21 protein-coding genes and 1 tRNA gene are annotated in these 22,634 nt (G+C 45.5%); 3 read left to right on the top strand and 19 right to left on the bottom strand.

Going from position 1 to position 22,634, the window contains the following annotated elements:
- Positions 1-1,170 precede the first annotated feature (1,170 nt).
- The 3 genes from GPL15_RS27175 to GPL15_RS27165 form a co-directional block, all read right to left on the bottom strand.
- Positions 1,171-1,407, bottom strand: a complete 237-nt coding sequence (locus tag GPL15_RS27175; protein ID WP_215701808.1) for a hypothetical protein — start codon at positions 1,405-1,407, stop codon at positions 1,171-1,173.
- A gap of 34 nt (positions 1,408-1,441) precedes the next feature.
- The gene (locus GPL15_RS27170; protein WP_215701807.1) at positions 1,442-3,817 is read right to left on the bottom strand and encodes an ATP-dependent DNA helicase; all 2,376 of its coding nucleotides are present in this window, start codon (positions 3,815-3,817) and stop codon (positions 1,442-1,444) included.
- Positions 3,818-3,917: 100 nt separating this feature from the next.
- Positions 3,918-4,160, bottom strand: a complete 243-nt coding sequence (locus tag GPL15_RS27165; RefSeq protein ID WP_215701806.1) for an HPr family phosphocarrier protein — start codon at positions 4,158-4,160, stop codon at positions 3,918-3,920.
- A gap of 411 nt (positions 4,161-4,571) precedes the next feature.
- Between GPL15_RS27165 and GPL15_RS27160 the strand changes: the two genes are divergently transcribed.
- Positions 4,572-4,642: transfer RNA gene (locus tag GPL15_RS27160), tRNA-Trp, on the top strand.
- Between the two features lie 221 nt (positions 4,643-4,863).
- On the opposite strand, the gene GPL15_RS27155 is transcribed toward GPL15_RS27160, so the two are convergent.
- From GPL15_RS27155 to GPL15_RS27115, 9 genes are all read right to left on the bottom strand, one after another.
- Positions 4,864-6,207, bottom strand: coding sequence for a S41 family peptidase (locus GPL15_RS27155; RefSeq protein WP_215701805.1), 1,344 nt, complete (start codon positions 6,205-6,207; stop codon positions 4,864-4,866).
- A 117-nt stretch (positions 6,208-6,324) separates the two neighbouring features.
- The gene (locus tag GPL15_RS27150; protein WP_215701804.1) at positions 6,325-6,564 is read right to left on the bottom strand and encodes a hypothetical protein; all 240 of its coding nucleotides are present in this window, start codon (positions 6,562-6,564) and stop codon (positions 6,325-6,327) included.
- Positions 6,565-7,199: 635 nt separating this feature from the next.
- Positions 7,200-8,558 carry a DNA repair protein RadA gene (gene radA / locus GPL15_RS27145; RefSeq protein WP_215701803.1) on the bottom strand — a complete coding sequence of 453 codons (1,359 nt, stop codon included), beginning with the start codon at positions 8,556-8,558 and terminating at the stop codon, positions 7,200-7,202.
- Between the two features lie 251 nt (positions 8,559-8,809).
- Positions 8,810-9,223 (bottom strand): endosialidase, encoded by a 414-nt coding sequence (locus GPL15_RS27140; RefSeq protein WP_215701802.1) that lies wholly within the window; start codon positions 9,221-9,223, stop codon positions 8,810-8,812.
- Positions 9,224-9,351: 128 nt separating this feature from the next.
- Positions 9,352-11,814, bottom strand: a complete 2,463-nt coding sequence (locus GPL15_RS27135; RefSeq protein WP_215701801.1) for an ATP-dependent Clp protease ATP-binding subunit — start codon at positions 11,812-11,814, stop codon at positions 9,352-9,354.
- Between the two features lie 19 nt (positions 11,815-11,833).
- The gene (locus GPL15_RS27130) at positions 11,834-12,868 is read right to left on the bottom strand and encodes an ATP--guanido phosphotransferase (protein ID WP_215701800.1); all 1,035 of its coding nucleotides are present in this window, start codon (positions 12,866-12,868) and stop codon (positions 11,834-11,836) included.
- Positions 12,861-13,415, bottom strand: a complete 555-nt coding sequence (locus GPL15_RS27125; protein WP_215701799.1) for a UvrB/UvrC motif-containing protein — start codon at positions 13,413-13,415, stop codon at positions 12,861-12,863. The genes GPL15_RS27130 and GPL15_RS27125 overlap by 8 nt, the downstream gene beginning before the upstream one ends.
- 83 nt (positions 13,416-13,498) lie before the next feature.
- Positions 13,499-13,882, bottom strand: coding sequence for a GntR family transcriptional regulator (locus GPL15_RS27120; protein ID WP_215701798.1), 384 nt, complete (start codon positions 13,880-13,882; stop codon positions 13,499-13,501).
- Between the two features lie 136 nt (positions 13,883-14,018).
- Positions 14,019-14,759: a hypothetical protein gene (locus GPL15_RS27115; protein ID WP_215701797.1), complete on the bottom strand. Its 741-nt coding sequence runs from the start codon at positions 14,757-14,759 to the stop codon at positions 14,019-14,021.
- Positions 14,760-14,930: 171 nt separating this feature from the next.
- Between GPL15_RS27115 and GPL15_RS27110 the strand changes: the two genes are divergently transcribed.
- Positions 14,931-15,245 carry a DUF6173 family protein gene (locus GPL15_RS27110; RefSeq protein ID WP_215701796.1) on the top strand — a complete coding sequence of 105 codons (315 nt, stop codon included), beginning with the start codon at positions 14,931-14,933 and terminating at the stop codon, positions 15,243-15,245.
- Here the strand turns inward: GPL15_RS27110 and GPL15_RS27105 are convergent.
- Both GPL15_RS27105 and GPL15_RS27100 read right to left on the bottom strand, forming a co-directional pair.
- Positions 15,242-16,087 (bottom strand): sugar phosphate isomerase/epimerase family protein, encoded by an 846-nt coding sequence (locus GPL15_RS27105; RefSeq protein WP_215701795.1) that lies wholly within the window; start codon positions 16,085-16,087, stop codon positions 15,242-15,244. The genes GPL15_RS27110 and GPL15_RS27105 overlap by 4 nt on opposite strands.
- A gap of 15 nt (positions 16,088-16,102) precedes the next feature.
- Positions 16,103-17,224, bottom strand: a complete 1,122-nt coding sequence (locus GPL15_RS27100; protein ID WP_215701794.1) for a glycoside hydrolase family 88 protein — start codon at positions 17,222-17,224, stop codon at positions 16,103-16,105.
- 105 nt (positions 17,225-17,329) lie between these two features.
- On the opposite strand from GPL15_RS27100, the gene GPL15_RS27095 reads away from it, so the two are divergent.
- The gene (locus GPL15_RS27095; protein ID WP_215701793.1) at positions 17,330-18,214 is read left to right on the top strand and encodes a helix-turn-helix domain-containing protein; all 885 of its coding nucleotides are present in this window, start codon (positions 17,330-17,332) and stop codon (positions 18,212-18,214) included.
- On the opposite strand, the gene GPL15_RS27090 is transcribed toward GPL15_RS27095, so the two are convergent.
- The 5 genes from GPL15_RS27090 to GPL15_RS27070 form a co-directional block, all read right to left on the bottom strand.
- Positions 18,211-19,518, bottom strand: a complete 1,308-nt coding sequence (locus GPL15_RS27090) for a TRAP transporter large permease (RefSeq protein ID WP_215701792.1) — start codon at positions 19,516-19,518, stop codon at positions 18,211-18,213. The two genes, GPL15_RS27095 and GPL15_RS27090, sit on opposite strands and share 4 nt — an antisense overlap.
- On the bottom strand, positions 19,519-19,986 hold the full coding sequence (locus GPL15_RS27085) for a TRAP transporter small permease (protein ID WP_215701791.1): 468 nt from the start codon (positions 19,984-19,986) through the stop codon (positions 19,519-19,521).
- On the bottom strand, positions 19,970-21,016 hold the full coding sequence (gene dctP, locus GPL15_RS27080) for a TRAP transporter substrate-binding protein DctP (RefSeq protein WP_215701790.1): 1,047 nt from the start codon (positions 21,014-21,016) through the stop codon (positions 19,970-19,972). The genes GPL15_RS27085 and dctP overlap by 17 nt, the downstream gene beginning before the upstream one ends.
- Positions 21,017-21,381: 365 nt before the next feature.
- Positions 21,382-21,909, bottom strand: a complete 528-nt coding sequence (locus GPL15_RS27075; protein ID WP_215701789.1) for a chromate transporter — start codon at positions 21,907-21,909, stop codon at positions 21,382-21,384.
- Positions 21,896-22,471, bottom strand: coding sequence for a chromate transporter (locus GPL15_RS27070; protein ID WP_215701788.1), 576 nt, complete (start codon positions 22,469-22,471; stop codon positions 21,896-21,898). The genes GPL15_RS27075 and GPL15_RS27070 overlap by 14 nt, the downstream gene beginning before the upstream one ends.
- Positions 22,472-22,634: the final 163 nt, after the last annotated feature.

The raw sequence follows: 22,634 nt of genomic DNA, 5'->3' as shown, positions 1-22,634 counted from the left end.
GATCCCTATCTGCCATGGTCCATGGAACTGCCTGAATCCTGCAGAATGAAGAAAAAAAGAAGATAAGCTGCCATGGAGAGCATACCATGACAGCTATTATTTTGCACTACGGTTTGTTTTGTATCGCTTACCCTTTTTCCTTTCCCCAAATCTTTATTTGGGTGATTGGCCAAAGTTACGCCTGGAAATAAAAAAAGTTTGGGGGGAGAGGAGTAGAAAGAGCAAAGAAGCGTTTCAGTGAGGAGGTATTTGGTAATTGGTGTAGGTTTTGGCGAATATGACATGGAAATTTAATGTAAATGGTGAGGGCATTTACATCAAAGGGTGACAGCATTTTCGAAAAAGCCTTGACCTTTTACTGTTAATCCCTACGTCAGTTACTTGAAATGTTTATGTCATATTCTGCACTAAATACCAAACAACGTCTCAACCAAACGCTTCTATGCCTTTTCTACTTCCCTTCTCCAAATCTTTATTAAGGTAATTGGCCAAAGTTACGCCTGGAGATAAAAAAATTGGGGGGAGAGGAGTAGAAAGAGCAAAGAAGCGTTTCAGTGAGGAGGTATTTGGTAATTGGTATAGGTTTTGGCGAATATGACATGGAGATTTGATGTAAAGGGTGATGGCATTTTTGAAAATGCCTTGAGGGTTAATGTTCAGTGGGCATCTCAGAAACTGATTTGGTTTTCAGTTTCTGCCCATCTTTTTTCATCCCTGGATCCTAAGTTTCACTAACGGTTTCCAGATGGCTTTCATCACCGACGGATGCCCCTCGGCCTGGCCCCTTCCAAAAATCCGTCCGTCTCTCCGCCCCCTCCTCCCCGCTTCCCTGCTGGTGTTCTCTGGCTAAAGTAATTAAAAGCAAATTTAAAATAAAGGGTTAAGGTATTTTCGAAAATGGCTTCACCCTTTAATGTAAATCCCCACGTCAGTTACTTGAAATGTCTATACCATAATCTGCTCTAAATGCCAAACACCGTCTCAATCAAACGCTTCTCTGCCTTTTCTCCTTCCCCTCCCCAAATCTTTATTTATCCTTTATCAGACCAGTACACAGCCATGAATCCAGGGAATGGGGACGGACGGGGGTGGAGGGCTGCTTGGAGGTTTGACGCCGGGCGGAGCGGAATCCGTTGGTGATGAAAGCCGTCTGGAAACCGTTAGTGAAACTTAGGCTCCAGGGATGGAAAAAGACGGGCAGATACTGAAAACCAAATCAGTTTCTGAGATGCCCACTGAACGGTAAAGCCCCATAAAGAGTTTACCGTGAATGGGCATCGGACCGTCTTTTTCTGTCCCTGGAGCCTTAGTTTCACTTACGGTTGGAAGCCGGTTTTCATCGCCAACGGATTCCGCTCCGCCCGGCGTCAAACCTCCAAGCAGCCCTCCACCCCCGTCCGTCCCCATTCCCTGGATTCATGGCGTTACTTTCACTAATCAACTAAATAAAGATTTCCTCACCTGAATCCCAAAATTCCTTCACCACATGTTCCACCTGATTCAACCGTACCACCCGGTAATTATCCCATTCCCTAGGAAACAATTGTTGGTAATCGTTCTGGAGAAACCGTTCATCCAAAAGAGCGATCACTCCCCGGTCATTCACCGTTCGTATCACCCTTCCGGCTGCCTGCATCACTTTATTCATGCCTGGATACTGGTATGCGAAATCAAATCCTTTTTTATCATGTTCCTCAAAATATCCTTTTAAAATCTCCTGCTCCGTACATACCATGGGCAGGCCGGTGCCCACAATGATGGCGCCGATCAAAAGATCTGCCTTCAAATCGATACCCTCAGAGAATATACCTCCCATCACGCAGAGGGCCACCATAGATTTTTTACGTCCTGTTTCAAAAAGCTTTAGGAATGTATCCCGTTCTGTCTCCCCCATATTGGTTTCCTGTATGATATATTCTAATTCATCCAGCAAACCCGGTGTCTGCTCCATGACGGCTTCCACCGCATGCATATATTGATAAGATGGGAAGAATACCATATAATTTCCTGCCTTACCGGCCGCTATCTTTCTGATATATTCAACGATTTTCTTGTATTCGGAAGTATTCCTGCGTTTGTATCTGCTGCTCACATCAGATGCAACTAACAAAAGCCTGTTTTCCAGTGGAAATGGAGACTTCGCATATACTGCGTATTCCTCCAGATTTCCACTTAAAAGCTCTTTATAATACAATATGGGCAAAAGGGTCGCTGAGAAAAATACGGTGCTGTTGCCTTTTCCTAAACATTCTTTTAAATTATTAGCCGGATTAATGCAAAACAGCTTCAGCATAAACTTTCCATCGGGCAGATATTCCGAATAAATCCGGTAAGAATCATCCACGCCTTCAAACAGGTTCAGAAAATCCCGGATTTGGAAATAAAAATCCAGTACCAGATCCCTGTCCTCAAATTCCGGATTATCTTCCATAAATTTTTCCAGTTCTCCAAACATCGACATAAGAGCCGTTACAAAATGATTGATTTCCGGTAAAATTACATAGGAAGGGCATTCCCTCTTCATTTCGAGAAGTATTTTGTTACATCTGTCCAAAAGTCTTGTCAGCTTAGGGGAGCGCTCCTTTATAATACGTTTCACCAGCAGCACATCTTCTTTGACAATTCCCGCGCTGTACATCTCCCTCGCTCTGGATACAAGATTGTGGGCCTCATCCACTAAAAACAGGTATTCCCCTGAAATCCCATCCGAGAAATACCGTTTCAGCTTCACATTGGGATCAAATACATAATTATAGTCGCAAATGATTCCATCCACCCAGTTGCTGATATCCAGGCAGAATTCAAAAGGACATACCCGGTATTTTTCAGCATACTCCAGAATAATCTCCCTTGTTATACCATTTTCCTGATGAATAATATCATATACCGCATCATTTACACGGTCAAAATGGCCCTTGGCATAGGGACAGGCGTCCGGGTTGCATTCTGGTTTTTCCAAAAAGCACAGCTTATCCTTAGCTGTAATGGTAACCGTAGAAAAACAAAGGTTTTTATTCCGCAAAATGGTAAATGTCTCTTCCGCCACACTCCTCGTAATTGTCTTGGCAGTGAGATAAAACAGCTTATCCCCTTTTCCTTCCCCTATGGCTTTTAAAGCCGGAAAAACAGTGGATAAGGTCTTACCGATTCCCGTAGGGGCCTGGATATAAAGGTTACGTTTCTGGCTGATGGCGCGGTAAACAGAAACAGCCAGATCTTTCTGCCCCTCCCTGTATTCAAACGGAAATTCCAAATCATGAATGGATTCATCACGCCAAACTCCATGCTGGTATAAGAATCTGGCCCATTTCACATACTCATGAATCAGACCGTCAAACCATTGTGATAATTCATCATATCCCTTTTCTTCCTGAAAGCGTTTGATTTCCTCTGTTTCTATATTACAGTAAGTCATCTGTATCTTTATAGAAGAAAGCTGATTGTCAAAGCACCAGATATAACCATAACACATCGCTTGGGCCATGTGTACCGGAACCGGCTCCGTCAGGTATTGAAGATCCATATAAACGCCCTTAATCTCATCTATGGTTACACCGGACGGTTTGGTAATAATTCCGTCAGCCCGGCCTTCCAGCACAATTTCATATTCTTCTTCGTCTACCGTATGGCGCAGCGCCACCTCGGCTTTATAATCCGCGCCCATACGTTTTTGTATTTTTCGATGCAGCCTGCTGCCGGCCTGCATCGCATCCTTTTGTGCACCTGCCAGACGCCGGTTATCCAAATCTCCACACCGGAGGACAAATTCAACCAAATTGCGGACAGATAATTTAATACTCTTTTTTTCTTTATTCATCCTATTTTTCTCCTCCGATTATTTTACACTAAAAAAGCAGGAATTGTAACCCTATGTTAACAATCCCTGCTTTCTTTTCATCTCATGACCAATTACGTATTTAAGCTGCTGTTTCTTTACCTACAGACTTTTCACTCAAGAACTCTTCAAATTCTTCATTATCTCCGCTAAACTCTACAGTCAATACCTTGGTTAAATCCAAGCTCAAAACGCCTAAGATGGATTTTGCATCAATTACTACTCTATTATAGTATACATCAATATCAAAATCACATTTGGAGGCGGCTGCAACAAAATCTTTTGCATCTTTAACAGTTGGCAACATAATTTTTCTCTGTTTCATAAACAAGACTCCTTTATAAAATAAATGCGATTTAAAAGTGTTGGATTATTTATATCATGATTGGTAATTCTTGTCAAATTACATTTCATAAGAAATTTTTTCCTATTTATTAGTGATTTTAACTTTTAAATACATTAATAAAAAGATGTCCTTGTGCATTTTGATATTCAATTGTGAGATTGGTAAAAAAAAATTAACTTTTCCGTATTATCTCGTGACACTTTTCTACAAATGACGCTTTAAAATTTTATGTAATATACCGATAAAGATTTTTTTCCTTCTATTATTAACAAGGTTTTCAAGCCATTTTAACCTTTTTTAATTTTTTATAAAAAAATTATTTTAAAACAATTGACAATACTTTCAGAATATGATATTATTACCAAGCGTTGTTAATGACGCACCGATCAAAGGGGAATAGTTCAATGGTAGAGCAACGGTCTCCAAAACCGTAAATGGGGGTTCGAGCCCCTCTTCCCCTGTTTCCTTTGTGGGAATAGATGTAGCAGTCTAAAAGTGTGAAAGAAGCCTGTAAGCCTTTATTTATAAAGGTTTGCAGGCTTCTTTGTTTTTAACAGGCTTGAAATCCCTGCATCTCTTCAATTTTTATTTTTAGATTACCCTGATTACTGCTGCCCTTATTTTCCCCTATGAATATAAATTTCAAATCAATTAAACAATATAAAAAATTCTCTATTTGCGCTTAACTGGATCGGTCTGCCCCGATTAATTCAAGTACTGTCTCCAATGCCTCATCCGATTCAATATCAGGCATGGTACCGGCTTCCATATTACAGCTTCCATCGGCATTCAGGCAGTATTCCACATCAAAAGTAATCAAAAGGTGCCTGTTCGGAAGTTCATACCATACAGCCCCACCGCTGTCAGAACCTCCTGTGGGCTGACCAACCAATGTAGCAAAACCCGTATCCTTGCAAAATACGGCAAATGCTTCAGAAGAAGAAAACACATTAGGGCTGATAAGTACCCAAATCTTTCCTTTAAATAGCTTCTCATGAAATTCTGGTTGTAATGTAACTGTCAACTCCCTGGCCAGCGCTAAACCGGCTGTATCTTCCCCCGGTAAATTAGAAAATTGTGGATCATGAATTACAGATTGAACGTCTAAAAATGAGTTTTCATATTCACTGCCGTAAAACCTTCTGGTCAGCTCTGTATCTCTCATCATCCGTACAAGCCGGCTGTTAACTGTTTTTGAGATATTCGGGCAGACAAATGCTTTTTCCCAATATACCGTATTGCCGCCGCTGTTTTCGCGAATATCGATAATTAAATGATCGTAATCCTTTACACTTTCTAAAAAAGCGTGTATCTCAGGCAAATCTTTTTCCATGAAATAATCTTCAAAGGAATTCACTTTGATATAGGCGCAGGTTTCCGGTCCTGTTATCGTCTTCATTGTCAGATTTGGTTCCATATCATCTGCTGCTTCCTGAGAGTTTTCACCTTCTTCTTCCGACTCTGGGGCCACCTCTTCCGGCTTAGGCAATCGTGATAACAGATAATCGTAATATTCATAAAATTCTTTCACCTCAGTGCGGCTGCCTATATCCACCCACGCCTTCAGAGCCGGCATCTCTTCAAGATATTTTCGGTTGTTTCTGTCAAATTCACGGTAATACCGGGGATTCAGAATCCCCACATGTCCGGTTGCGCCGCATACATCATACAGGCTGCCTGAGATTATCTCCAGATACCGCCACATGGACTGATGATCCTCCGTCTCCATCTCCAGAATCTCTTTTCGGTAATTATCTATAATCTCATTATAATCCCCACCCTCTGCTGTCAGACGGCGGTTAATCACGCCCCAAAATGGATAGCTCTCTCTCATATTTTTCCACATCATATCATAATCAGAAAGCATCTGTTCCTTAGTCAGAATCATGCTTTCATACACAGCTGCCTTTGAAATTTCTTCCGTATGGCTTTCCTTTTCCTGCAAAATGCTCAGTTTAGGGCTGCAGGCCAACAAGGTAAATATCATGGTACAAATAAAAACGTTAGCTGTCACGTTCCATTTCATATTTGGCGCCTCCTTTGAAGGGTTTTGATTTTTAAAGTATGCACTGCCGCTGAATGGCACAATGATATAACCCTTATCGAACTGATTACATTGTATCATGATTCTATATGAAAATCATTATCCAGCCGGGGTTTCCAAAATAAAATCACCATACCTTAACCCCAAATCCTCCATCACGCTCACTCCAGCCCTTCTTTTCGCATCAATTCCAGCCTGCTTTAATAACCGTTTCAATTGCAGAGATGTGATATGAAAAGTCTTTTTGACATGTTCAACGTCCCCGCCGCTTCTTTGATAAGCTCTCACCACCTCGGCTGCGGTCCAGTCACAGATTATGATATCCTCCACTTTAACCACCCTTACCACTTTCCTATTCTGTATAATACGGACTGTATATCTGTGCTGCCGATTCTAATGTAAGTTCTGTTTTACCGGATTCACAGCAGCAGTTCATCAGTTCAGAAATATCCTCTCTTTTCTTGAATCTGTTGCGTTTGAGCTGCAACTTAATATACTCATTAAGCGACTTCATATAATTCATAACCCCTTCCCCGCAATCGCCTTTTTAGAACATGTGTTCTTTTCTTTGTTATTTTATATTAACACCCAGCCTTCCTCTTGTCAAGAACATTTGTTCGATCTTTAATTTATAACCAGACTTTCCGAATTCCCTGTCTCAGGTATCTTTTAGCAAAATATATCAATTTCTTTGAAAAATCCAACCTGATACAAAGACCGGAAATTGTTGAATCATCGGCATTTAATGAATGAAAGCTGCTTATAAAAGCGGGACAAGGGAGCGAAAACCGGACTGATAAATCAGCCCGGTCTTCGCTCCCTTGTCCCGCTTTTATAAGCAGCTTCAATGTATTTATATCTCTTACAGCCAGCAGGAAATCCCCCGCCCTGCCGCTTAAACTCCTTGATGCTTAAACTGTTAGAATTGGGCAGTCTGTCCATCCTGCACCTCAAGCAAGGATTCCCGCCCCACTCTAAAACAACTCCATGGCCTCTCTCACACTGCTGACCCCAAGCAAGTTGATCTTCCCCTTTTTCTTCATCTTATCCAGACACACCTGAGGCAGAATACAGGTTTCAAATCCCAGCTTGACCGCCTCATTCACCCGTTGTTCCGCCATGGAGACAGCCCGGACCTCGCCGGACAGCCCTACTTCGCCAAAAACGATGGTTTTTCCGTCCAGCGGCCGGTCTTTGTAGCTGGATACCAGAGCCATGACGATTGCCAGGTCAATGGCCGGCTCATTCATCTTCATTCCGCCTGCAATGTTGATATAGGCGTCCATATGGCCCATCTGGTAATGGCACCGTTTCTCCAAAACCGCCATTAAAAGGTTTACACGGTTGTAATCCGTACCTGCTGCCGTTCTTCTGGGCATATTGAAACTGGTGTCCGTTACCAGGGCCTGCACTTCCAGAAGAATGGGCCTGGTGCCTTCCAAAGAACAGGCCACCACCGCGCCGGACGCCCCCTGGGGCCTTCCGTTCAGCATGAATTCCGATGGGTTTTCCACCTCCGCCAGCCCTGATTCCTGCATCTCAAATACTCCGATTTCATTTGTGGAACCAAAACGGTTTTTTACCCCTCTTAAAATACGGTAGGACGCGTTTCTTTCCCCTTCAAAATACAAAACCGTATCCACCATGTGTTCCAGCACTCTCGGCCCGGCCACCACGCCTTCTTTTGTCACATGTCCCACAATAAAAATCGCAATTCCCATGCTCTTTCCGATCTGCATGAGCAGATTGGTGGATTCACGCACCTGGCTGACACTTCCCGGAGCGGCCGTTACCGCTTCGCTGAACATGGTCTGTATGGAATCGATGACCACCACATCCGGTTTCACTTCCTGGATGGTCTCTTCGATATTTTCCAGATTCGTTTCACACTGAAACAACAGTTCCCCGGTAATCCCTCCGATCCGGGCCGCCCTCATCTTGATCTGCTTTAAGGATTCCTCACCTGATATATAGAGAACCTTCTTTGCCGATGCCGCCAGATTTCTGCACACCTGCAGGAGAAGGGTGGATTTGCCGATCCCCGGATCGCCTCCCACCAGGATCAGGGAACCTGCAACGATCCCGTCTCCCAAAACCCGGTCCAGTTCTTTAAAACCGGTGGGAATCCTGTCCTTTTCTTCCAGGGAGATCTCATCGATCAACACTGGTTTCGATTTCATGAGGCCCTTGCTTCTGGCCGCTGGTTCCTTCTTTGCCACCGGCTCCTCCACCAATGTATTCCACTCCTTGCACGCCGGGCACTGGCCCATCCATTTGCTGGATTCATATCCGCATTCTTTACAGAAAAATGCCGTTGTCTTCGCTTTTGCCATAATTACCTCGCTGTCTGCCGCCCAAAAGCCGCACGATCTCTCAAATTGACTGTTTCATACTAAATAATACCAATTCCATACCGGCCCTCTGTTTTTCAACCGGCCATCCATCTCCCACTGATTGTAAAAGGGGCGGCTGCAGTCATCGCAGCGCCCCTCATTCTAATTGGCTGAATCATTGTAACAGTTCTGACAGCTCATCTTCCTGTCCGAAAAAGCGGTCAAGAAGGCATCTGAACGTTTACGAACCATTAACGTTTTACAATTTTTACACTGGCGGCAACGCCCTCTTCCAGTTCAACACTGGCAACCAGTTTTCCGCTCATGTTGGTCTTCATCCCGCCTACGGAAACGTCGTCCACATAAACCTCATATTCCGTATCATCCTCAAGCTGGACGGTCAACTGGGCATCCTTATCCCCTTCAACTAAAAACGCAACGCCGTTGTCGGTCACTTCAAAATTCTCTACTGCCGTACCCGGTACGGATTCGTATACAAACATCCCGTTGCGCTCCAGCTTGGTTATCTCATAGAACGTCTTTACCTTATATAAATCACCCTGAAAATCATAATCCTCGACTTTAGTCTTCTTCTCCAGCTTGTAGTTTCCAAAACTGATCGTTCCGTTTTCTCCTTTACGGATTAATTCTTCGATTACTGGCATTTGTTTGCCCTCCTGGTATTCTTTTCTATTACTTATCTTCCTCTTTTATAACAGCCAAAATGGAACTCTCCGGCTGTCTTCAACACCCATCGGCGTATCTATAGTATACATCATACGCCCTCTCTTGGCTAGTGATTTATCAGTACCTGTGTTGAAAAATTTAATCCGTTTTTCTCGTCCTTATCCACTAAAACCCGGTCTCCTGCTTTCACATTTCCATCCAGAATTTCCTCTGCCAGCTTATCCTCCAACTGGTTCTGGATCGTCCTGCGAAGCGGCCTCGCCCCATATTTCTCATCGTATCCTTTGTCGATTAAGAACTCTTTCGCTCCGTCCGTCACCTCCAGCTCAATGTTCATCTGCTGTTTCGTCCGCTTCCTGATGCTGCCCAGCATGATGGTCACGATCTCCTTCATGTGATCTTTGTTTAACGGGTGGAATACGATAATATCGTCAATCCGGTTCAGAAATTCAGGTTTGAATATCCGTTTTACCTCTTCCATAACCCGGTCCTTCATGAACTGATACTTTTCATTTTCATCCGAAGCAGATCCAAAGCCCAGTCTCTTGGGAGAAATGATGTTCTCCGCCCCTGCGTTGGATGTCATAATCAGGATTGTATTTTTAAAGTCAATTTTCCGTCCCTGCGCGTCTGTGATATGGCCGTCATCCAGCACCTGGAGCAGAATGTTAAATACATCCGGATGGGCCTTTTCCACTTCGTCAAATAAAATCACGGAATACGGGTTCCTGCGGACACGTTCGCTCAACTGGCCGCCTTCCTCATATCCCACATATCCTGGCGGGGAACCGATCATCTTGGAAACGCTGTGTTTCTCCATATATTCGGACATGTCAACCCGGATTAAGGAATTCTCCGTGCCGAACATGGCCTCTGCCAGCGCCTTGGTCAGCTCCGTTTTTCCTACGCCCGTAGGCCCTAAGAACAGAAATGATCCGATTGGGCGTTTCGGGTCTTTTAAGCCCACTCGGCCCCTTCTGATAGCCTTAGAAATGGCGGTAACTGCCTCCTCTTGTCCCACAACCCGCTGGTGCAGTATGGATTCCAGTTTTTTAAGGCGTTCAGATTCCTCTTCTTCCAGCTTTCTCACGGGTATCTTCGTCCATCCGGAAACAACATCGGCAATTTCATTCTCCCCTACTGTCAGAGTTCTTGTTATCTTCTCTTTCTGCCATTTCGTGCGGAGCTTTTCGATCTTCTCTCGTTTCTTTTCCTGTTTTTTCTTAATATCCCCGGCCTTTTCGTAGGCTTCCGCTTTTATAGCTTCCTCCTTCTGCTTTTCCAGGGCCTCAATATCCTTTTCCAGAGATTTGATATCTTCCGGCTCAATAAAATTGGTCAGGCGGATCTTGGAAGACGCCTCATCGATCAGATCGATGGCCTTATCCGGCAGGAACCGGTCATTGATATACCGGGCGGACAGCTTTACGGCCGCCTGCAGGGCATCATCCGTAATCTTCACCTTGTGGTGGTCCTCATAACGGCCCCGCAGCCCCTTTAAAATCTCATAGGTCTGCTCCTCCGTAGGCTCTTCCACCGTTACCGGCTGGAACCGGCGTTCCAAAGCCGCGTCCTTTTCTATATACTTCCTGTATTCTTCTATGGTGGTCGCGCCGATCAGCTGGATCTCGCCTCTCGCCAAAGACGGTTTTAAAATGTTGGAGGCGTCAATGGCGCCTTCCGCCCCTCCGGCGCCTATGATGGTGTGGATTTCATCGATAAACAGCAGGACTCTGCCGTCCTCTGTCACCTCGCTCAGCACCTTTTTAATTCTCTCTTCAAATTCTCCACGGTATTTGGAACCAGCCACCATGCCGGAAAGATCCAGAGTGACCACCCGTTTGTCGGCAATGGTCTCCGGGACATCTCCCCCTGCAATCATCTGTGCCAGCCCTTCCACAACCGCAGTTTTACCCACACCCGGCTCTCCGATCAGGCAGGGGTTATTCTTCGTCCGGCGGCTCAAAATCTGAACCACCCTCTGAATCTCGCTCTCACGTCCGATCACAGGATCCAGTCTGCCTTCCCGCGCCAGTTCTGTTAAGTCCCTGCTGTAGCTGTTCAGCACCGGCGTGGCCGACTTGCCCTTGGAACTCCGGTTATTCTGAAGTTCTTCTTTATTGGCCGGAGCGTCTTCTCCCATGGCGGACAGCACATCGATATAAATCTTCTGGGCGTTCACTCCCATGGTGTTCAAAAGCCTGGACGCCACGCAGTCATTTTCCCGTATCATGGCGATTAAAAGGTGTTCTGTGCCGATTAAAGGCGCTTTAAAACGAACTGCCTCCCGGTAGCTGTTTTCTATCACCCTTCTGGCGCTGGGCGTGTATCCGTTCTGTTCTTCCATCCGCACCATATTATTAGGCGCGATCAACTGGCTGACCAGTTCAATCACTTTTTCTTCTTTTACATTATTTGATTCCAGCACTTTGGCCGCGACACCGCTGCCTTCCTGGATCAGGCCGATCAGCAGATGTTCGGTTCCAATATAACTGTGTCCCAGCTCTTCTGCCGCATCGACCGCAAGGGTAATTGCCTCTCTGGCCTTCGCTGTAAAGCGGTCTATCATGATTTATGTCCTCCTATTTCTATAGAATGTCGGGTAACTCTCTCCGCAGATAAGCGGCTCTCACCACATCCAGTTCCTGCTTATCCAGCGGGCGGTCCGACAGCTTCTGTAAATTAGCCGGCTGGATTCCCAGCATCAGCCGGTAAATCGAGCACTCTTCACTGGTTTTAATCAGTCCGTCCGCTATTCCTGCGAACAATTGGGATAAAAATGTCATCGCATCCCGGCCGGACAGCCGTCTGGCATATTTTAACACGCCGTAAGATTTATATGCCTCATCTTCCCTCTCCAGGCGGTGGTTCTTCATGGCCATCTGTCTCACCTGGTTTTCCTGGTTATTGAGCTGCACCGCAGCCTTATTGACCAGATCCACGATTTCCTTTTCCGTGAGCCCTAAGGTCTTTTGATTGGAAATCTCAAACAACGCCCCGTAATTCTCCCTTCCTTCTCCATAAACGCCTTTGATGCTGACGCCAAACCGGCTCAGATCGCTGATCAGGGCCTGGAATTTCTTGCCCATGGACAAGGTGGGAAGGTGAATGATCACAGACGCCCTCATCCCCGTCCCCACATTGGTGGGGAAGGAAGTCAGGTATCCATACTTTTCATCAAACGCATAATGAAACCTGGAATTGATATAATCATCGGCCCGGTCCGCCTCTTTCCATGCCTCTTCCAAATGAAGACCCGTTTTCAGCACCTGCAGCCGGATATGGTCATCCCCGTTTAAAATCAGGCAGATATCCTCTTCTTCCGATATAATAATACCTGTGGGGCTTTTCTTCGATACCACGGAGGAATTCAGCACACGGCGTTCCCTGAGGGCTCTCCGTTCCAGTTCGCTGAGTTCGTCCAGGTCGCTGTATTCATAATTTTTACCATTCAATTCCCTTAAATCTTTAAGACCGTACTCCAAACGCCTGATCATCTCCCGGCTCTGATCATCGGAGAGTTTCTGTGGAAACGCATATTCATCCCAGTTTCTTGCCAGCCTCACACGGCTGCTGACAACGTTGGGCTTCACCTTATCCACTTCTTCAAACCATTTAGTCATCTGCTTTCCCTTCTCTCAATTCCTTTATTCTGTCACGGCATTGGGCCGCGATCTCATATTCCTCTGTTTTAAGGGCCTCCTGAAGCCTGGCATTCCAGGCCTGGATTTCTTCTTCCAGATTATCGTATTCTGCACCGGACCGGCCGCTGATATCCTCATTCTTTTCAGGCTGATAGAGCGGATGCTTTCCGATATGGGTATCGCTTCCCTGAAGCTGTTTGATGCTGTCGTTGATTAAAAGATCGAACACACCGTAGCAGTCCGCGCATCCAAAACGGCTGTTTTTCACAAATTCATCATAGCTGGTGCCGCAGGTGGGGCAGACGATCTGATGGAGTTTTTCCTCATCAGGGGTGGTCTGCTCATACCCTAAAAGGCCTGACAGCAGCTTGGCAAGGGGAAATTCCCCGTCAAAAATGGCGGAATACTGCCCAAAGTCCATCTCCTTCGCACATTGGGTGCAGAAATTATGCTGTGTTTTCACTCCGCCTATCACTTCTGTATATTGAATGCTTGCTTCTCTGATTTTACATCTTTCACATAACATATGAACCTCGTTTCCGCCGCTTGGTGCGGCATAAGTTTAATAAAAAGGCTGTTTGGCCTGGTGCCCGGCCATCCCGGACATGCTTATTCCTGGGGCCGGTTGGAAAACAGGTCGTATAGTTCGTCGACCAGTTGATGTACTTCGTCCCGGCTGACATTTTTACAGATTCCCCTGGCTAAAACAACCGCCATATCTTCCCGCATCTCGCTGATCGCCCGCATCTTATCGATATTCAGCGATATGACTGCTCCTTTGCGGCGGTCCAGCTTCACAAAGCCCTCCTGCCTTAATACAGAATATGCTTTATTAACCGTATGCATGTTGATTCCTATGTTGTCTGCAAGCTGGCGCACGGAAGGAAGGGGATCCCCTTCACGGATCCGGGCTGTTGCTATCCCGATAATAATCTGGTTGCGAAGCTGGATATAGATTGCCTCATCGCTGTTAAAATCAATGTTTAATAGCATAGTTTCACCATCTTTCGTTATATCTGTTATAGTTATATTAGCACACTGTTTCTTTTTTGGCAATATCCTTACCAGCAAAAAAACAACGGCGGCGATTTTTTCCAATCAACCGCTGCCGCTGTTTTTCATCCGTACTTTATCTGGGTCTGCATATCTCCCTGTAGAGCTCCGCCACTTCCTGATAGTTATATAGTGAATCATAATTTCTTCCATTATATGTAAATCTGCGGACCGTCACTGTTTTAGGATTCCGCTTCGCTATTTCCTGAATAACCTCATTTCCGGTGGTTTCATCCATGGTCATCGTGACCCCATCCCCCCGGCTGTCAACAATAAACAGCGTAGGGTTTAACGGTTCTCCGTTAACCACCGGCTTCTTTTCATAAAAAGCAGCCGCAATATCAACGGTTCGGTAAATGCCGCTGTATTTAAGCGGCATCATATAAGGCATCTTTATCCAGTTCCTTGTAATAATTCCGCTCTCAAATTTGGACTGTTTGGTCAGCTTTTTAGCCGGATTAATGAGCAAGGCTTCGCCGGTCTGGAATTCCCGTTCAAAGTTATTTAGTTCTTCCTCCGAATAGCCGCTTTTTTTGACATAATATTTCATATAACCGGCCTGGAACCTCTTGTTTAAAAATATGCCCGGAACAATAAAAAGCAGTCCCAGAACAACGCTTCCCGCCAGTAAAATCATGAGCGCCGTCATGTCAGAAATGGTGGACAGCGCTGCCACGAGCATGATGCCGATCACAATAAAACAAACTCCGGCCGCAATCATGCCTGCTCCGGCCCCTCCTTTTGTCCGGGTATATTTTAAATGGCTCCCGTCCCGGCTCACTTCCTTTTTCAACTTTTCATCCATCTGAATTATCATTTGAATGCCCTCCGTCTATGAATTTTCAAACACACCCTTGTATTGTAGCAGAATGTTCGTATAAATACAATTCATTGTCTGAAATCATTTGCTTCTTTTTATGGTTTTCTATTCTAAAAACGTCAATTTGGAGTTATACTTGAAGTATCAAAATGCCGAGGAGGGGTACATATGGGATTTACATTCGCAAGACTGACTTTTTCCAATATTATGGCGCAGATCGAAGAATTTGAGGAGCATCTGGACGACGACAAGGAAGTTGCTGTCCTTCTCGCGTCCTTCGGCTCCTCTATCTTGATGACGGTCACCGGGATTGGCTTCCAGAATCCGGAACTGGTTTATTTTTATGGTTACGTGGACGGAAAGGAATCACAGCTCATACAGCATATAAGCCAGATCAATTTCCTGCTCACGTCCGTAGATAAAGAAGATCCGGAAAAGCCCTCCCGCCGGATCGGGTTCATCGCTCCCACGGAAGACGCTTAATTAATCTCCGCTTTCCTGTACTGTTTCTCCAGAAATTCTCTGGCCGCCGCCGCGTTATCCGGAGTTGTGTCTTCAAGAGCTGCGTGAATAAACGGTTTTTTCGTTTTCAAAAAGCCCAGCAGCTTATCGTAATTCATCACTCCGGTTCCGGCGGCCACAGAAACCACTTTGCCGTTTTCAAACCGGAAATCCTTCATATGCATCACTTCCACGTAATCTCCCAGGTCTTCAACCGCCTCTTCAATCACCTTCTCATAATCCATATAGTTATCACTGGATAGCAGATTTACAGGATCCAGTATGATCCGCAGGTTCGGGGAATGGATCGCTTCCAACACTCTGAGCGCCCGTTTGGAATTATGGACGATATGGCACCACACAGGTTCAATTGCCACCAGCACCCCCATTTTCTCCGCGCATTCCACCACCGGACGCAGATTTTTGATGAACGTATCCAGCGCCTCTTCGCTTTTGCACGCCTCTTCATAGGTATAAGACGTGTTGGGCGCGCCGGTTTCGGTTCCAACCACTCCGCATCCCAAATGGGCCGCAAAACGCACATGGGCCAGATAGGCCTCCTGTATCTCTTTTAACGCCTTTTCATCCGGGTTTGCAAGGTTCAAATAACACCCCAGCACCGCGATATCCATATCGTGTTTGGAGAATATTTTTTTCAAATGCATGGCCAGCCCCGGGGTCAGCGCCCCAGGGTCCACGGAATGTTCCGTAATCGTTTTGCTCAAAGCCAGATGGACACAGGTAAATCCCTGTCCTTTTGCCGCCAAAAGCCGCTCTTCCAATGTTCCCGGCTCAGTATCATGTAAACGGATTCCTAACTGCATGTTTTTACTCTCCTTTCAAATATCAAGCGCCTGGGACAGGGCCAGGATTGTAAGTGACTGGCCGTAAGCCATGGGCGCGATCAGTATATTTTTATAGTGGTCTCTGTCATATCCCATACCGGTGCCTCCGGACACATTTAAGACCGTTCCATCCTCATCAATATTTTTAAGGATTGCATGAACCGCCCGGGATGCGCAATCCAGATAGGCATCGTCCAGAATCCCCATCTTAATCCCTTTTAAGATGCCGGCAGTGATTGCCGCGGAACCGGAAACCTCTTCGTAACTGGCGGGATCGTCCAAAACCGTATGCCACAGCCCGCTCTTGCTCTGCAGCTTCTTTAACGCCTTTACCTGCGCCTTATAGGTATCCACTATGTACTGTTTCAATCCTGCATTCATGGTGCCTTTAAACATCTCCACATATTCCAGAATGCCGGCTGTAAACCAGCTGTTTCCTCTGCACCAGAACACGCCGCCGAAGTTATTTCTTTCATTAAAGGTCCAGCCATGGTAGAATAAGCCTGTATTCTTATCATATAAATATTTGATATGCATCAGAACCTGATGGCAGGCCTCTTCCACCCAGTCTTCCCTTCCGTACTTCAATCCCATTTTATTGAGGAACAGCACAGTCATAAACAACGTATCGATCCACATTTCATTTTCATTTAAACGCACTCCCTGACGGTCGCCGTTGGCGCTGGTCACATGCTGGAAGCCGCCTTCTTCTGTCCTTGGCAGACAGTTCATCAGCCATTCGGCCCAGCTGATGCAAAGCTTTTCAAACTCTTTGTCCTGACAGCTTTCGTTTAATTCAACCAGGGTTAAAAGCGGAGTCGTGGTGTTGATATTTCTGGACGGAAGTCCCTGCTCCATATTTTCCTTATACCACTGGTAGAGAAATTCTTTGTATTTTTCGCTCTTCTCAGCCTTCATCAGCTTCAAAAGGCCGTACAAGCCAACTCCTTGGGGCCAATCCCACTCCCTGATTCCAAAATCACGTTTGAAGAAGCCGATTGCCTCTCCACCGCCTTCTTCCAGTTCTTTCTCATTATCCGGGCCTTCCAGGTTCAGCAGTTTATCCACTACCAGGCCTAGTTTCTTTTGAATCTCTTCACGATTTAATTCCTGCATGTTTCCATCCTTTCCGCCGCTTATGCGGCACCTTTTTCCTATAGAAAAATATTGTTGTTTACTATATAATAATCCTATCCGCAACTGACAGGAGGGACCTGCCCTATGGAGGCCGTTATTTATTATGCTGAAACCGAAGGCATTGCCTTAGAACGAATGATACGAAAAGGCAGATTCAATATGCACGTCAAACATTTTCATAACCAGTATGAGATCTTTTACCTGCTGGAGGGGGAACGCCGGTTTTTTTTCGATAACCGGGCCTATCTGGTAAAAGGGGGGACTCTGATACTGGTGGACGAGAATGCCATCCACATGACAATGGCAAATTCGGACCAGGAATTCGGCCATGACCGGATTATCCTGTATGTGGACAGGGACAAGATGAAGGAGTATGACCAGATGTTTTCCAATCTGAACCTGGTGAAATTCCTTCACCAGAATTATGGCGTCTTCCCCCTCAATGAAAAACAGCAGCAGGATTTCATCGATCTTTACCTCAAACTGCAGAATGAATTCGACAACAAAAACCGCAATTATAAAGCCATGATCGATATGGAAATCATCATGTATTTCATCCAGTTCATGAGGGAAAACCACACCCCTGCCCTTCAGGATCAGGACCAGGTCAGTTCTTCCAAATACAAAACCATTTACGCCGTAGCCGATTATATCTCGGAAAACTTCGATAAACAGTTGTCTTTGGATACGCTTGCGGGCCGGTTCTTTATCAGCAAATACTATCTCAGCCGGACTTTTAAAGAGATCACCGGCTATGGAATTAATGAATATATCAATATTCACCGCATCCAGCGGGCCAAACGGCTTTTGGAGGAAACGGACATGAGCATTTCGGAAATCTCAATCGCCCTGGGCTATGAAAGCATGACGTATTTTGAAAAGATTTTCAAAACCTACATGACCCTGTCTCCGCTGAAATACCGGAAAACGCTGAACACGGTGACTTATACCAACTATCTGCCGGGTTAATCCAGCAGCCCTAAAACGCCCGGCAGCCACAAACTGAAGGCCGGAATATAGGTGATGAACATGAGGGCAGCGAAAATCGCCAGGAAGAACGGAACAATCCGTTTTAACACGTCTTCCACTTCCAGTTTTGCCACGCTGCAGCCGATAAACAGTACATTTCCCACAGGAGGGGTTATGGTCCCCACAGAAAGGTTCATGACGATCATAACTCCAAACTGAACCGGCGTCATGCCCAGCGCCTGGACGATAGGCAGGAAGATGGGCGTGAAGATCAAAAGCGCCGGAGCCATGTCCATAAATGTTCCCACGATCAGCAGGAAAATGTTTAATATAAAGAGAATCACATATTTATTATTGGAAATTCCAAGGATCATCTGGCTGATCGCTTCCGGAAGCCCCGTAAATGACATCACAAAGGACAGCACGGAGGAAGCGCCGATAATCAGCATGACAATGGTGGTCATCAGCCCGGCTTCCATCAAAATCCCGGGAATTTCTTTTAATTTTATTGATTTATACAAAATGACCGACAGGAAAAAGGCATAGGCCACGGCAACGCCGGACGCTTCCGTAGGGGTAAAATAACCGGACAAAATTCCTCCGATAATAATCACGATCAAAAATAAGCTCGGAATTGCGTCCCAGATAGTTTTTAACACCACCTGTTTTGTCAATGCTTCAGTCTGGTAAATATAATGGTGTTTCTTACCATATACGAATGCCACAATCATACACAGAGCCGCCCACAAAAGCCCGGGAATCCAGCCTGCCATGAATAATACGGCTACGGAAGTACCGCCGCTGGCGGCAGAATAAACGATAAATGCGGTTGTCGGCGGGATCAGCTGTCCCACAGGAGCGGTTGCCACGTTAACGGCTGCCGCAAATCCGGGGTCGTAGCCATTTTCTTTCTCCAGTGGATTGAGCACGCCGCCCATTGCGGTGGCTGCCGCAACACCGGAACCTGAGATGGAACCGAACATGGCATTACCGGCAATATTGGTAAGGGCCAGGGAACCCGGTACCTTTCCCATCACGAGCATGGCCAGGTTGATCAGCCTTTTGGCTATGCCGCCGTTGCTCATCAGCAGGCCGGCCAGGATGAAGAACGGTACGGCCAGAAGGGTAAAACTGTCCATTCCGCCTACAATCTTCTGAGCGGAAACAAACATTCCAAAATTCGGTGTTAAAAATGCCACAATAGTAATCAATGCGGACGCGATAATGCTGTAAGACACAGGTATGGAGTATGCCAGCATCAGAAAGAACACGAGTACCAGCATGAGTGCTGCCTGAATTTCCATCTATTTTACCTCCTTCATTTTCTTGATGAATCCAACCATACGGTTAACGCTGTATATCAGGGTGAGAAAACCGCTGATCGGAAGTCCCACATAATAAAGAGGCATCGGCATCTGGAGCGCCGGGGATATCTGCCCGATGGAGTTGACGGTAACCATGATCCCTCCCATGATGAACACAGTAAGGCATAAAAAGATTACGACCACTTCAATCACGATTTTCGTATAAATGGACCCTTTCTGTGTAAATCCCTTGGTGAAAATGTTGATGGATATATGGCGTTCCTGTCCATAGGCGTAAGGGACGCCAAGCATTGTCATCCAGATCAGGGCATATCTTAGAAATTCTTCCGAATACTTGCTGGGGCTGTTCAGGATGAAACGGGTAATCACCTGCCAGCAGCAGCCAAGCACCATAATTCCCACCAGCAAAGCGATGGCATATCCTAATATTTTATTTACTGTCTTCATGGCTTTCCTCCCCGGCATATTTTTGAATGTCATCATACAGTTCTTTATAAAACTGCCCTTTGGCCGTATATTCCTGATGAAGAGGCTGAACGGCTTCTATAAACGCGGTTTTGTCGATATCATAGTAAATGTTCATTCCCATTCCCTTCGCTTCTTCAATCGCCGCTTCCATCATCTGCCTGTATAAGCTTTTAAAGTTCTCATTGCTCCTGTTCAGACACTCCACCAAATAATCCTGCTGTTCTTTCGAAAGCTTATTCCAGGTTTTCGTACTGATTATGTATACATCCGGCGTATATTGATGCTCCGTATAGGTATAGGACTTTGCGACCTCCGCATGTTTATCCACAGTGAGGGCCAGCTCCGTATTCTCCGCTCCGTCCACAATTCCCTGCTGAAGAGCGGTGTATGTTTCGCTGGCTGCCATAGGGGTAGGGGAACCTCCCATCAGTTCCAGCATTCTCATGGAGGTGCTGCTGGTCATGGAACGTATTTTCTTGCCTTTTAACACGGAAGGATTATCAGCTTTAATGTCTTCTTTTAAGTAAATATTTCTGGAACCGTTGGCGTAATAACCGATCACCAAAAATCCTTCCTCTTCGTTCATTTTGAATAATTCTTTCACCTTTTCGCTTTTTTCCATCGCCTCATAATAATGCTCCTCGCTGGTAAAAAGATAAGGAAGAGAGAAAATGGAATAGCAGTCATTAAATTGCCCGATCATGCTGGAACTCACTTTTGCCATATCCAGCACTCCCGCTTTCACCATTTCAACTACCGACTGCTCTGTGCCCAATACACCGCTGGGATAAATATCCACTTCCAGATTCATGGAAGGGTCTTCCGCCGCAAACTCGGCTACTTTTGCGATACAATCTGCAATTTCAGAATCCTTAGACTGGTTATGAGACATTTTCAATTGAATTTTATCACTTCTCGTTACTCCCGATACGGATACAAAAATCGATCCCGCCGCTGCTATGGCTGCCACTGTTATGACAATTCCAAGCGTTTTTTTGATATTCTTCATAACTATTTCTCCTTGATTTTGGAATCGTAATTTACAGGTGTTTTTATAAATTACATACATATTGCACAACATTAAACTCGAGTTTTTGTAATATATGCACTTATCTTACGGGTTTTATTGTAACATAAAAAGAAAAAAGCATGTTGACCAATATTGCGGATAACATGCTTTTTTCGAAATATATTGCGGTTTCAAATGGGGGTGAAGTAAAGGGTGATGAGTAAAGGGTGAAGGCATTTTGCGAAATGCCTTCACCCTTTACTTTAAACTCCCAGGTCATTAGCATTAAAACGCGAGGGCATTTCACAAAATGCCTTCACCCTTCATGTAACACCCCTCATGTAATATGCCTCATATAACATCCATCATGTCAAAATAACTCCCAAAACAGCACTTATTAACAAAACTTTTGGAATACTCACCTTACATTTAACCAGTAAAAACAAATCCAGAAATCCAATTGCAACAGCCGCCAGATTCACAGCCGAATCAATATAATAGTTTGTGACTGAAAGGGACACCATAACCGCCAGAATCAGCCCTATGCAGACCGGTCTCACTCCAACCATAACCTGCCCCATTCTCCGGCCATTTTTAAATTTCTCAAAACAGGCAGCCGCAACCAGGCAAACGGTAAAAGTGGGCATCAATACACCCAGATTCGCAGCCACAGCTCCGGCGATCCCCGCAGTCTTTATGCCTGCAAATGTAGCGCAGTTCAGTCCCAGAGGCCCCGGCGTCATCTCCGCTATCGCGACAATATCGGTGACTTCACCGGTATTCATCCATCCGTGGGATACCATCTCACTTGAAATCAAAGGAATCATGGACAGACCGCCAAAACTGGTAAAGCCTATTTTCAAAAAACTCCAAAACAGTTCAAGCAATACCATCTTTCGCAGCCCCTTTCCTCTCATAAATTTCACAAATCAAAATTCCCGTTCCCACGCCGATTACAACCAATGCCACGCAGCTGATACCTGCAAACAGGTAAAGGCAGAAGCCGGCTATTGCCAGTACATAACAGGCAGGATATCGAAACGCCCCTTTTCTAAGCCCCAATACAGCGTTTCCGATAATTGGAACAACAGCCGCCCTGACGCCAACCATTGCGCTCATAACCCACGCCTGTTCCATCACAAGGCTATAGAAATAAGTGATCGCAGTCAGCACCAGCATCGGCGGCATAATCATGCCGATCACACAAGCGATCCCCCCCAGCACCCCAGCCTCATGGTATCCAAATAAAAATGCCACATTGCCTATCATCGTGCCTGGAAGGCTTCTGCCCACACTTGTCATATCCAGCAGATCTTCACTGGTTAAACGCCCTTCCTCTTCCACATATCTCTTCTGCATCTGCGCAACAATACTCCATCCGCCGCCAAATGTAAAACATCCCAGCTTAAAAAATTGTCCAAATAACTCCGCCGCCCTTTTTATAGCAAATCCCATTTTATTATCACCTCAAACCAATAATAAACCCTCAACCCTGTGTAAGGTCAAGGTTTTTGTGTAGAATTGGGATTTAAGTGAGAAAGATACGCAGGGAAGCGGGGAGGGCGGACGGCGGGGCAGAAGACCGGAGAGCGGTACCGGGGAAAACCAACGATACAGA

Source organism: Clostridium sp. MCC353, from assembly GCF_018785315.1.
Taxonomy (GTDB): domain Bacteria; phylum Bacillota; class Clostridia; order Lachnospirales; family Lachnospiraceae; genus CHH4-2.
The sequence above is the reverse complement of the archived record's forward strand: the minus strand, read 5'-3'. Positions and strand labels throughout refer to the sequence as shown.